A 13,215-nucleotide genomic window follows, 5' to 3' on the forward strand; every position below is an offset into this window, starting at 1 on the left:
GAGAAATTTGTACTATAACTTATAATTTTATAACTAACATTAAAAAATATCAACTAAGAATTTATCCTACTAAAGTTTGAATTATAAATTGGCGTACAGTTGACCATTAAAATATTCTTAATGAAAATAAAAGAAATAATTATTAAGAAAAACGACATGGCTAAAATGATTTATTTATAAACTTACGATATAATTAGCATATGTTAAATGTTATCAATGATTGATAATATTAATATTTTTACTTAAGCAAGTTTTTAAGCAGAGATTTTAAAGTCATAGCGATTTTTGGTATTTATTAAATTAAATCAAAGATAATACCGTATGAATAAATTGTTAATATATTGAAGTTTCAAGGAGGATATAACCATGAAATCAGAATGGTTGGATAAATTAGATGAAAGTTTAGTAAAAAAATTTTATGAAGCACAAACAGAAAAAGAAATAGAAGAAGGGTTTAGCGGAAACCTAACATTTGGGACTGCTGGAATACGTAGTACTTTCGGTTTAGGACCGGGTCGATTGAATGCATTTACAGTCCGCAAAGTTGCATTGGGTTTATCGCAATATTTGAAAGCAAAATTTGATAATCCATCCATCGTAATCCATTTTGACACAAGATTGTTATCGAAAGCATTTTCAGAAGAAATGGCGTCTGTTTTAGCTCAAAATAATATTACTACGATTTTATCAGAAAATTACAAATCCACACCTGAATTATCATTTGCGGTGAGATATTTAAAAACAAGTGCAGGTGTGATGATTACTGCTAGTCATAATCCCAAAAACTATAATGGGATTAAAATATACGATCAAAACGGTGGACAATTATTACCCGATGAATCAGAACATTTAAGTCAATATATTAACGCTATTGAGCATCCACTACAGATTGATAGAGATGATTTTAATTTATTACTCGAAGATAATAAAATCACATATATGTCAAATGAAGTCACTGAAGCTTATAAAAATGAAGTGAAAGATTTAGTAGGGGATATTCCTGAGAAACAAGCTAAAGTCGTACTTACGAGTTTACATGGTACGAGTTTACCTTTGGCTTCTTATATATTATCAGAATTAAACTATGATAACTTTGTTATTGAAAAAGAACAGTCAACCCCAGATGGTAATTTTCCAACTGTAGCGATAGCTAATCCTGAAGATGAGGCTGTTTTTGAACGCGGTATTAAGCTCGCAAACGATACAGATGCACAATTAATTATAGCGACTGATCCTGATGCTGATAGATTGGGTATAATTGAACGTTATAATGACCAAACGTACAGATATTTTAATGGAAATGAAATTGGTATTTTGCTTACTAAATTAAGATTCCAAGATTTAGTAGAAGAAGGTAAGCAACTATACATGATTAAATCTATAGTCACAAGTGAACTTGCGGAAAGGTTAGCCATAGCATTAGATGTAGAAGTGAATAATGTATTAACAGGATTTAAATACATTTCAAATTTATTGGAAACAGAAAATGCTCATCAAGATAAGCAATTACTAATTGCTTTTGAAGAAAGCCATGGCTATTTAGCAAAGCCATTTTCAAGAGACAAAGATGCAATACAAATGGTTCCTTTATTAATCAAATATAAAAATTTATTAGCGAATAACGGAATGACATTTAAAGATACAATAGAAGATATTTATGCGCATATCGGTGCATATAAAGATAAAACTCTATCACCGACATTTGAAGGCGCAGAAGGCATTGAAAAAATCACTAAAATAATGGATCAATTTAGAAATAAAGATGTTTCAACGATTTGTGGTCTTGAAGTAACACAAGTTGAGGATTACCAATTAGGTACCATTAAAAATTTAAGAGAGGGTAGTACTGAGGCATTATCATTACCTGAAACCAATTTAATTCGCTTTATTTTTGATGAAGGTTTCATTGCATTGAGACCTTCTGGTACTGAACCTAAAATCAAGTTGTATTTCTCATTAAATATAGAAGATATTGATGCTTTAACAAATCAATTTAAAGAGGAATATATCAATCATATAAAATAACAACAAAGAGGCAACAACATGAAAGTCAACAAATATAAAATAATCATTGTTTTAATCATTTTCATATTTTTGGTTTTAAGTTTTACTGGTTATAGACACTATAAACAAATGAAAGATTATATTAGTCCTTCAAAGATTTCAACCAAGGAAAATGAAAAACAATCATCTAAGAAACAAAAAAAGTTAAAAACAGTTGTTGATCACAAACATCCACAAATTAATAAAATAGATGAATATTTGGAACAAACTCATTTTAATGGTACCATTGCGCTTTTTGAAAAAGGTAAACTTAAATTGAATAAAGGCTATGGTTATCAAGATTTTGAAAAGAGTGAAGAAAATAATGCTAATACGATGTTTTTAATTGGCTCAGCACAAAAATTTTTGACAGGTATCATGTTAAAACAATTAGAAATTGAAGACGAGATTCATATGATGACGCCAGTAAAGCATTATTTAGAATGGTTTGATTCAATTTATCCACTTTCGATTAAGCAACTGATGTTACATCAAAGTGGGTTATATAAATATAAAGCTAATCCAAAATTTAAAGATTTAAATGATGCAACACATGCAATACAACAGAGAGGTATCAATCCTTTAGAATATAATAAATATCAATATAACGATGCTAATTATTTAATATTATCGAAAGTAATAGAGACGGTGACACATAAGTCTTATATGCAGAATTTAAATGAAAGATTAGTGAAACCATATAATTTAGAATATACGGCACGTTATAGTAATTTAAATTTTCAAAAATATATGGCTGTTGGTTATAAAAATGATAAATTAACTGGAAGACGTATTCGTCAAAAACCTAATATATTAAATCAATATGATGGGGCAGGTAACCTTTACATGTCTCCTTATGATATGGGGAAAGTGGTATTAAATTTACAAGACAATAGAATTTTTGACGAAACAACGACCATGCCTTTTATTCATGAAAGTTTGACTACACAATATCCTAGACCATACCGATACGGCTTTTATTCTTTTGCTGATAAAAATAGAATTAATGGCATTTTTTTCGGCAATATATTCACAGTATATTTTAATGATAATTATGTTATTGTACTAGCAACGAATTATGACAACGGCAAAATGAATAATGAATATAAAATGAAACATATTTACTTTAAGTTATTACATCAAGATGGTCATTATAATAGAGTAAAACAGTTGTATTGAAAGGGAATAGTGATAGGTGTGTTAATATCACTGATTAAAACATAACCGTCAATTTCTATCAAACCACGATAGAAATTGACGGTTTTTCTTTTATAATAAGTTGTTTATGTTTTGAGGACAAATTATAGTTCATGTTTCGTAAAATGCATGCTTTTTATACGGTAATGTTAATTAGAGATAAATACATGCATGATATATCTCGCTAAATTAGTTTGTCCATGGATTTCCTTAGAAAAGGTGTGTTAGTTTTTCTGCAAAATAAATACTTTTTTGTTTTGTAAGATGCAGACTGGATTGTCGTAGATATGATTAATTACGAATCTGAGTTCATACATATGATCAAAAATTGTAAATAATAAAAGATGAGTCAAGCGATTTGTGTATTAAAATTTTACTTACAATACTTTAAAGCATCGATAAACATCTGCTTAAAGATATTTGCTTGTACTGACATTACTACGGTTGTATTAGGAAATTGAGATTTGAAGTCAACTACTGAAGCACCCTTGGTTAATTTGCCATCTGTTTCAATTTGAACATCAGCTTCTCGTACAACAAAGTGTTCTGGATGCAGTAGATAAAGCAATGTATAAGCATCATATACATTAATACCTTTTTCAAAATCGTCTCCTCTATAATGTTTGAATAACTGATGCAACATCTTACCAGTCTCGTTGATTGATTTTAGTTCATTAATTGTTTCATGTGTCAAACTAGAACTTCTAGCAACATCTAATCCTATCATTGTTATAGGTAGGCCAGAATTAAATACGATTTGAGCAGCTTCAGGATCACAATAAATGTTAAATTCAGCTAATGGTGTTACATTACCTCGAGATGCTGAGCCACCCATTAATACAATTTCTTTAATGTATGCTTTCACTTCAGGATAAGTCATTAATAATAATGCAATATTCGTTAATGGGCCAATAGGAATAAGCGTGATAGGCGTTTCGCTTTTGAGTAAAACATCTCGCATGGCCTCAACAGCATGAGTAGAATCGAGATCACTTTCATTGATTTCTGGGAAAGTATATCCTTCCATTCCCGATTCACCATGTACTTCACTTGCATCTACAATAGCTGATAAAAGTGGTTGTGAAGCACCTCTATGTACAGGTACATCGCTATTAAAGAAACGTTTGATTTTTAATGCATTAGCAGTTGTTTTTTCGATTCCAACATTACCATTGACTGTAGAAATCATTTTCAAATCAAATTCTGGATGGTTTAAAGCAAAGCTAATCGCTGCTGCATCATCAATACCTGGGTCTGTATCAATAATAATTGGTTGTTTCATAATTATCTAATCCTCCTGTTACAAAAATAGCATTATCAGTTATATTCTACATCTTTTGGAGAAAGAAATGTTACAAAGTAAATTATTTAATGAAAGGTATAGGGGACATGGATACGGGAATAAAAAAAAGACTTCTCTTTCGAGAAGTCTTTTTGGGATTATAAGTGGCTTGAGTGTCCACCTTGCATTACCCAATACGTACCAATAACTGTAATTAGAGTAATGATAACCGCAAATATAACTTTAAACCCTTGTACATTTCCATCTTTACCTTCAGTTAAGTGCATGAACATTAATAATTGTACTGCAGCTTGGATAAAGGCAAAGCCAAAGATGATTGTAATCTTAGCATTTAGTGCCATTGATGTGTATAGGGTTACGAATACTGCTAAAATAGTCAAAACGATTGAGCCAATAAAACCTACTGTGTGTTTTACAATTGTATTCATCCGCTAAACACCATCCCTATCATATATACGGCAGTGAAGATGAAGATCCAAACAACATCTAAGAAGTGCCAATATAAACTTACTATAAATAATTTAGGAGCATTATCTTTATTTAATCCACGCATTGCAACTTGAATTAATAGACATGTAATCCAAACAATCCCTAGAGATACGTGGGCACCATGTGTTCCTAAAAGAATAAAGAAACTAGACCAGTAAGAACCAATAGTTAAGTTAACACCTTCTGAGACATAGTGAGCAAACTCATAAATTTCAAAGCCTACGAACACTACTCCGAATAGTAAAGTGATAATCATCCATATTGTCATTAATTTTGCTTTTTCTTGTCTCATATAGTAAATAGAAATACCACAAGTGTAAGAACTAATTAATAACGCAAATGTCATTATTAAAATTAGGGGTAATTCGAACATTTCAGTTGTCATTTTACCGCCATAATCGCCACCGTGTTGAAGCGTTAATAGGGTTGCGAATAGCGTACCGAATAATGAGACTTCCGCTGTAAGGAATACCCAAAAGCCAAGTCTATTTAAATTACCTTCATGCGAACGTTGATCAATAGTGTTTGCATCATGACTCATGACTTACAGCCTCCCTTTCTTTAATACGTGCTTCACGTAAACGTTTTTCGGTTTCTGCTACTTCAGAAGCTGGAATATGATAACCGTGGTCTACTTGGAAACTGCGGTAAATCATAGTACCAAAGATACCTATTAAGCAAATAACGGCTGGAAGTATAGTTTCAAAGACAAGGAAGAATCCACCGATTGTGAAGAAAATTCCCATCCAGAAACCAACTGGCGTATTATTTGGCATATGGATATCAGAATAATTGTGATTATCTAAGTAGTGTCTACCGTGTTCTTTCATATTTACAAATGTATCGTAGTCATTCCAATCTGGTGTAATAGCAAAGTTGTATTTAGGTGGCATTGCTGAAGCAGTTGACCACTCTAATGTACGTCCTAAGCCATCCCAGTTGTCACCAGTAGCTTCACGTGGTGCTTTGAAGAAACTATATACGATACTAGCAACTAAGAACATAAAGCCTAGTGCCATCATTAATGCACCGACAGTAGAGATTGCGTTTAGCAACCACCATCCATCTTCTGGCATATAAGTGTATAAACGACGTGGCATACCATCTAATCCAAGGATGAATTGAGGTAAGAAACAAACGTTAAATCCAATCATGAATAACCAGAAACTCCATTTGTTTAATGTCTCGTTTAACTTAAATCCAGTCATCTTAGGCCACCAGAAAATGAGTGCACCTAAACAAGCAAATACAACACCAGCTACTAATGTGTAGTGGAAGTGAGCAACTAAGAAGTACGTATTATGGTACTGATAGTCGGCTGCTGCCATTGCAAGCATAACACCAGTTACACCACCAAGTAAGAAGTTAGGAATGAATGCTAATGCGAATAGCATAGGCGATTCAAATGTAATTCTACCTTGATATAAAGTGAATAACCAGTTAAATAATTTAACACCTGTTGGTATACCAATCAGCATAGTTGTGATTGAGAAGAATGAGTTAATTAATGCACCATTACCCATAGTGAAGAAATGGTGAACCCAAACTAAGAAACTAAGGAATGCGATACCTGCTGTTGCCCACACCATACTTTGGTGACCAAACAGACGTTTACGTGCAAATGTTGGAATAATTTCTGAATAAATACCGAATGCCGGTAGGATAACGATATAAACTTCGGGGTGCCCCCATACCCAGAAGAAGTTAGCCCATAGCATTGGCATACCACCATTTGCGACTGTAAAGAATGCAGTATCGAAGATTCTATCTGTTGTAAACAGTGCTAGCGCAACTGTCAATACTGGGAAAGCCAAAATAACGATTAATGCTGTAATGAAAGTAGTAACCGTGAACATTGGCATTTCCATAAATTTCATCGTAGGTGTTTTACATCTAAGTATTGTTACAAAGAAGTTAATACCAGTCATTAGGGTACCTATACCAGAAATCTGTATTGCGATAAGGTAGTAGTTAACCCCAGGTCCTGGACTGAATTCTCCTGCGAGTGGTGCATAGTTAGTCCAACCAGCTGCAGGTGAGCCTCCGATTATAAATGATAGGTTGAATAACAACATACCAGAGAAGAATAACCAGAAACTTACGTTATTTAATACAGGGAATGCAACGTCTCTTGCACCAATTTGAAGAGGTACAATAACATTCCATAAACCAAAGATGAAAGGCATCGCCATAAAGATAATCATTATTACGCCGTGCGTACTGAAGACTTCATTATAGTGATTTCCTTCTAAGAATGTATTATCTGGAATTGCTAATTGTGTACGCATCATTAGGGCATCAATACCACCACGTACGAACATTAATACAGCACAGATTAAATACATAGCACCAATTTTTTTATGGTCAATAGACGTGAACCATTCTCTGTATAGATATTTCCACAATTTAAAGTAAGTAATTACTGCGATTACTGCGATGATAGCAAACGGTGCACCAATTTGCGCCATTGTAATCATCCAGTTACCTTGAACGAGTAATTGATCCCATGGGAAATTCATTAATGTCCACCTCCATGTTCATGGTCTTTTTTCTCAGCTTTAGATGCTTTTTCATCTTTAGCACCTTCTGAGATTTTTTCCATTTCATCCATATTATGTGATTCTTCATCTTTGAATTCACTATCATATGGTTCATTATTGCCTAGAATCATAGCTTTCATACCATGACGTTCATAGTTTGCGTTTGTGATTTGAGGTTTACGTGCAGGTTTATTCGGTTTATCCAATACATCTTTTTTAATTTCTTCAGGTGTATTGAAGTTTGGATCTTTCTGTACGTAATTGAAACGATCATAAGCATGGAAAATATACTCAGGATCAGCTGCTGGATCAACAAACGCCATGTGCGTACCACTGAAAGTTAAGTTTTTATTTTCAGTAGTTGGTAAAAGTTGTTTATCAAAAGTATCTTGATCTAATTTCTTTTGACTTTGAGCATCTTTTACCCAATCCTTAAATTTACTTTGGCTAACAGAATTAACATCAAATGTCTGACGAGCGAATCCTTCACCGTTGAAGTTTGAGTTACGTCCTCGGAACGTACCTTCTTCGCTAGCAGTTAATGTCCAATCCATTGTCATACCAGTCATCGCGTATTTTTGACCACCTAATTGTGGTATCCAGAAACTTGTCATCATATCCATTGATTGGAGTTTGAAGACAACAGGGCGATCTTTAGGTATTGTTAGGTGGTTAACAGTTTCGATTTTTTCTTCAGGATAACTGAAGAACCACTTATAACCAGCGCTTGTTGCATAGACAACAAGTGGATCGTCTTGTTTTTCCGGTTTAGCTTCATACATATAAAGTGATTTTACTGTAGGAATCGCTAAAGCGATAACGATGATCACCGGAATGATAAACCAAATTGTTTCAATTAAAGAATTGTGGTGCATCTTACCAGACTCGTCTGTTTTGTGTAATCTATATTTATATAGGAACAGAGCAAACATGATAAGTACGGCGGCAATAATAACAAGCATGAAGATGATTGAATAAATAATCAAGAACTTCGAGTCACTTGCTACCGGCCCTTTTGGGTTTAAAACTTCTACATTTGAACAACCACTAAGTATAATTAGTGAGCCAAAGAGTAGAAGCAAAGACTTAAATTTTGACACTTTTTTGACCTCCTAATACTACAATTGTAGGGCTTACCATCAATTTTAAGATATTACGCAATATTTACAAGTGTTTGTGCAAAAAAAATTATTGTAAAATTAAAAGAAACCCAACAAACTCAACGTCTGACGGGCTTTCAAAGATTTGTTAAAATTATGTGTACATTTTGTGAAAAGTGTCATATTTTAGGCGATAGGATAATTTCACACCAAAATTAATTGTTTGAGTGAATTTCATTATGACATATGTATTGATATACTATTTATTTTACTTCAATATATCTTATTGATTTATTCGTTGCACCTTCTGAATCTTCTACAGTATATTCAATTTTATATTTGCCTTCTTTTTCAGTGTTAATATTTCCATCTACTGAAATTTTGTGCGTTAAGTCACCATCTTCTTTATCATAGGCACGTACGCCATTTAATAAATTATAGTTATTTCCTTTATCGATGATAACATCGTTTGTTCCTTTTAATTCGGGGATAGAATTTTCTGTAGCTTCTGCACTTAGATTAGGTGAAACAAGGGTTGCAGATACCCCGAGTGCTGATAATGACTGCATTAATTTATTCATAACGTAAACCTCCGTATGAGCGTCATTTATTTTTTATCTTAAATACACTATATTTTATTTTGATAGAAATTACATCGTACTATAGTCTTAATATAACGTAATTGTGTAAATTAAGTTATAATTTTTCGAAAAAATTCAGTTAACTGTAATAAATTTTTGAAAAACGTAAAAACTACTAAAGAAAATTGAGTGTTTTTGAATAAAACCTTATTGATGGATGTTTTAATAAAATAAGAGCTGTTTTAGGAGATGGTTTAAAAATGAATATGAGCGTGGGGCAGAAATCTGATTTTACGAAAAAAGATTTTGTCTGCTTATCTGGCCATATATGATTTGAATTGAAAAGTATAAAATATTTAACTGAACTTCAGCTTACAAACAATTCTCACTTACGCAATTTGTTCGTTTTGTAAAAAATGATTTGAAGTTTTATATAAGGAAGATAGTAGATCAACACGGCATATATTTCATAAAAGTAAAATAAACGTCAATTTCTATTGTGATCACTTAGAAATTGACGTTTATTCATTAGTTTGAGATACGAAATCTCAGTTTTGCCTGTTATTAAAATGTTTTGAAATTAAGCGTGTGATTGTTATTCAATACCTCTACGCATTTTTTCGGCCATAAGTGTATTGTTTAATACCATTGTAATAGTCATTGGGCCAACGCCACCAGGTACAGGTGTAATAGCACCAGCAATTTCTTTAACTTCATCATAGGCAATATCACCTTTTAATTTTCCGTTTTCATCTGGTGTATTACCAACATCAATTACAACTGCACCTTCTTTAACATCTTCTTTAGTAACAAGTCCAGGACGTCCAACAGCACTAACGATAATATCAGCGTTTTTTAAATGTTGGTGCATGTCTTTAGTTCTTGAGTGCAGTATCGTTACTGATGCATTTTTTTGTAATAATAGTTTTGATACTGGTTGACCTACAATATGACTTCTACCTATAACAACAGCATCTTTTCCTTCTAAATCAATGTCAGCATGATTTAGCAATTCCATAATACCAAGAGGTGTACAAGGTACAAAAGTTTGTTGGTCAATATATAATTTACCTATATTTTCAGGATGGAATCCATCAACATCTTTAGCGGGGTTAATTGATTCTAGAACTTTTTGTTCGCTAACTTGATCTGGTAGTGGCACTTGAACTAATATGCCACTGACACTGTCATCCTCATTTAAGCGTTGAAGTTCACTTAATACTTTTTCTTCACTAGCACTTTCATCTAAATGTACGATTTCAGAAATCATGCCTATTTTTTCTGCAGCTTTCTTTTTAGAATTCACATAACTTTTACTAGCACCGTCATTACCTACTAATATTACTGATAATTTTGGCGTGTAACCCTTAGTTTGTAAAGCTTCGACTTGATCTTTTAGACCTTGTCTATAATCCTTTGCGATTTGTTTCCCGTCTAAAATTTTTGCGACCATGAAAAAATCCTCCTCCAATGTATGAACTTTACTTAACTTTAACATAATTAACATCATGTTTTTCAACCAAAAGACGAAAATTTAAAGATTTTTTTGCTTTAAAGTTCGATTTTTGATTGAAAAAGCGATTTTTAGTTGTTATGCTATATCTGTAATATACATCTAATAGACGTAACATTTCAAATTTCTGAAAGGGTGTTCATTTTGAAAGTGGTAGTCATAATGGGTAGTTCTTCCGACTGGGAGACTATGAAAGAAAGTTGTCAAATGTTAGAACAACTAGATATACCGTACGAAAAGAAAGTTGTTTCCGCACATCGTACGCCTCAATTAATGTATGAATTTGCAAAAGGAGCTAGAGACAATGGCTATGATGTCATTATTGCAGGTGCTGGTGGAGCAGCACACTTGCCAGGTATGGTTGCTTCAATGACGACATTACCAGTAATTGGTGTGCCAATAGAATCTAAAAGTTTAAAAGGATTAGATTCTCTTCTATCTATTGTCCAAATGCCGGGTGGTATTCCAGTGGCAACGACAGCTATAGGCAAATCTGGAGCCAAAAATGCAGGAATACTTGCTGCAAGAATGCTCAGCATTGGTAATAAAGTTATCCAAAAGAATTTGGAAAATTATGAAAAATTATTGGTTGAGAAAGTGAGTGAGATGCAACATGAACTTCAATAAACTGACATTTGGATCAACGATTGGAATTATTGGTGGCGGGCAATTAGGAAAAATGATGGCACAATCTGCACAGAAAATGGGTTATAACGTTATCGTTTTAGATCCTGATGAAAATTGTCCATGTCAATATGTAGCGCATCAATTTATAAAAGCAAACTATGATGACGAACAATCGCTTATTCAACTAGGTGAATTGTCCGACGTTATCACATATGAGTTTGAGAATATTTCTGCGCATCAATTACAAACATTAGTTTCTCAATATAATATTCCTCAAGGTTATCAAGCTATACAACTGTTACAGGATAGATTGATTGAAAAGCAAACCTTGCAAGGTGCTGGAACTCAAGTAGCACCATTTATAAAATTATCTGACCCAGATGAGTTATCTCAAGCTATAGAAACAATTGGTTTTCCTTTTATGATAAAAACAAGATTTGGTGGATACGACGGAAAAGGACAATTACTTATTACAAATGAAACAGATTTGGACAATGCAAAAGCGTTAATTGAAAAGCAAGAATGTGTCGCTGAAAAATTTTTAAATCTACAAAAAGAAGTTTCTTTAACGGTAACGATTGGTAACAATAATCAAATTACGTACTTCCCGTTACAAGAGAATGAACATCAAAACCAAATATTATTTAAGACTGTTGTGCCTGCACGTGTGGATTCACAAATTGAACAATTAGCACGAAATGAAGTTGAAAAGATCATCAAACATATTCACTTTGTAGGTACGTTTACAGTGGAGTTTTTCATCGATTCAAACAATCAATTGTTTGTGAACGAAATTGCACCTAGACCTCATAATTCAGGACATTATTCAATTGAAGCGTGTGATTATTCGCAGTTTGATACACATATATTAGCAGTGACAGGTCAACACTTACCAGAAAAAATCGAATTATTAAAACCTAGTGTAATGATGAACTTATTAGGAAGAGATTTAGATCTGTTAGAACATAAATTCGGCGACCATCCTGAATGGCATGTACATATTTATGGAAAATCAAGTCGTAAACCTGACCGTAAAATGGGTCATCTTACAATGCTTACAAACAATGTAGAACAAACAGAACAAACTTTACTAAATTATTTTGAAGGGAGACATGGCTAATGTCTTTGTTATATGAAGGAAAAGCGAAAAGAATTTTTTCTACGGCACAATCAGATGTACTTCGAATTAAATATAAGGATGAAGTCACAGCAGGTAATGGTGCAAAAAAAGATTTTATAGAAGGTAAAGGCCGTTTAAATAATCAAATTACTTCTAGAATTTTCAGTCTTATTCAAGATCGTGATATTAATAGTCACTTTATCGAACAATTATCAGAAACTGAACAACTCGTAAAATCTGTAGACATTATTCCATTAGAGGTCGTAGTTAGAAATATTGCTGCAGGCTCTATAACAAAGAGATTAGGCTTTGATAAAGGTCATAAGTTTGAAAGCCCATTAGTTGAATTCTTTTATAAAAACGACGATTTAAATGACCCTTTAATTACAGAAGATCACATACAATTATTAAATATAGCTAGTAAAGATGAAATTGAAAAATTAAAAGATGCAGCAATAACAATTAATTCAGTATTGCTTGAATTAATGGATGATATGGATCTAAGACTCGTAGATTTCAAAATAGAGTTTGGACGTAGCACGAATGGCCAAATTTTATTAGCAGATGAAATTTCACCAGATACATGTCGCATTTGGGATAAATATAGTGATACAAATTTCGATAAAGACGTTTATCGTGAAGATACTGGTTCAATCATAGACACTTATCAAACTTTTCTTAATAAATTGGAGGAACTATAAA

Annotated in this window: 12 protein-coding genes; 5 read left to right on the plus strand and 7 right to left on the minus strand. The window is 32.7% G+C overall.

Features of this window, described 5'->3' with window-relative positions; all coding sequences use genetic code 11:
- Positions 1 to 366: 366 nt before the first annotated feature.
- Both KA830_RS06775 and KA830_RS06780 read left to right on the plus strand, forming a co-directional pair.
- Positions 367 to 2,025: a phospho-sugar mutase gene (locus tag KA830_RS06775; RefSeq protein ID WP_204180106.1), complete on the plus strand. Its 1,659-nt coding sequence runs from the start codon at positions 367 to 369 to the stop codon at positions 2,023 to 2,025.
- A gap of 18 nt (positions 2,026 to 2,043) precedes the next feature.
- A complete protein-coding gene (locus KA830_RS06780) occupies positions 2,044 to 3,222 on the plus strand; it encodes a serine hydrolase domain-containing protein (RefSeq protein ID WP_046207906.1) in 1,179 nt (392 codons plus the stop codon).
- A 391-nt stretch (positions 3,223 to 3,613) separates the two neighbouring features.
- On the opposite strand, the gene rihC is transcribed toward KA830_RS06780, so the two are convergent.
- The 7 genes from rihC to folD form a co-directional block, all read right to left on the minus strand.
- The gene (gene rihC, locus KA830_RS06785; RefSeq protein WP_064209116.1) at positions 3,614 to 4,522 is read right to left on the minus strand and encodes a ribonucleoside hydrolase RihC; all 909 of its coding nucleotides are present in this window, start codon (positions 4,520 to 4,522) and stop codon (positions 3,614 to 3,616) included.
- 158 nt (positions 4,523 to 4,680) lie between these two features.
- Positions 4,681 to 4,971, minus strand: a complete 291-nt coding sequence (gene qoxD, locus KA830_RS06790; protein WP_046207904.1) for a cytochrome aa3 quinol oxidase subunit IV — start codon at positions 4,969 to 4,971, stop codon at positions 4,681 to 4,683.
- Positions 4,968 to 5,573: a cytochrome aa3 quinol oxidase subunit III gene (gene qoxC / locus KA830_RS06795; RefSeq protein WP_046207903.1), complete on the minus strand. Its 606-nt coding sequence runs from the start codon at positions 5,571 to 5,573 to the stop codon at positions 4,968 to 4,970. Before qoxC ends, qoxD begins: the two co-directional genes overlap by 4 nt.
- A complete protein-coding gene (gene qoxB / locus KA830_RS06800; RefSeq protein WP_046207902.1) occupies positions 5,563 to 7,551 on the minus strand; it encodes a cytochrome aa3 quinol oxidase subunit I in 1,989 nt (662 codons plus the stop codon). The genes qoxC and qoxB overlap by 11 nt, the downstream gene beginning before the upstream one ends.
- The gene (gene qoxA, locus KA830_RS06805; RefSeq protein ID WP_046207901.1) at positions 7,551 to 8,672 is read right to left on the minus strand and encodes a cytochrome aa3 quinol oxidase subunit II; all 1,122 of its coding nucleotides are present in this window, start codon (positions 8,670 to 8,672) and stop codon (positions 7,551 to 7,553) included. The genes qoxB and qoxA overlap by 1 nt, the downstream gene beginning before the upstream one ends.
- A 263-nt stretch (positions 8,673 to 8,935) precedes the next feature.
- On the minus strand, positions 8,936 to 9,253 hold the full coding sequence (locus tag KA830_RS06810; RefSeq protein WP_046207900.1) for an immunoglobulin-like domain-containing protein: 318 nt from the start codon (positions 9,251 to 9,253) through the stop codon (positions 8,936 to 8,938).
- Between the two features lie 595 nt (positions 9,254 to 9,848).
- Entirely contained in the window at positions 9,849 to 10,706 is an 858-nt protein-coding gene (gene folD / locus KA830_RS06815; RefSeq protein ID WP_046207899.1) for a bifunctional methylenetetrahydrofolate dehydrogenase/methenyltetrahydrofolate cyclohydrolase FolD, read from the minus strand.
- Between the two features lie 204 nt (positions 10,707 to 10,910).
- Here folD and purE point away from each other — a divergent pair, with 204 nt between their 5' ends.
- From purE to purC, 3 genes are read left to right on the plus strand one after another with little or no spacing between them, the layout of a single operon-like run.
- Complete coding sequence (gene purE, locus KA830_RS06820; RefSeq protein WP_107360204.1) at positions 10,911 to 11,393, plus strand: 5-(carboxyamino)imidazole ribonucleotide mutase; 483 nt, start codon at positions 10,911 to 10,913, stop codon at positions 11,391 to 11,393.
- On the plus strand, positions 11,380 to 12,513 hold the full coding sequence (gene purK / locus KA830_RS06825) for a 5-(carboxyamino)imidazole ribonucleotide synthase (RefSeq protein WP_204180104.1): 1,134 nt from the start codon (positions 11,380 to 11,382) through the stop codon (positions 12,511 to 12,513). The genes purE and purK overlap by 14 nt, the downstream gene beginning before the upstream one ends.
- A complete protein-coding gene (purC, locus tag KA830_RS06830) occupies positions 12,513 to 13,214 on the plus strand; it encodes a phosphoribosylaminoimidazolesuccinocarboxamide synthase (RefSeq protein ID WP_204180103.1) in 702 nt (233 codons plus the stop codon). The genes purK and purC overlap by 1 nt, the downstream gene beginning before the upstream one ends.
- Position 13,215 lies beyond the last annotated feature (1 nt).

It is taken from the genome of Staphylococcus sp. GDY8P119P (genome assembly GCF_017892075.1).
GTDB classification, from domain to species: Bacteria; Bacillota; Bacilli; order Staphylococcales; family Staphylococcaceae; genus Staphylococcus; species Staphylococcus ureilyticus.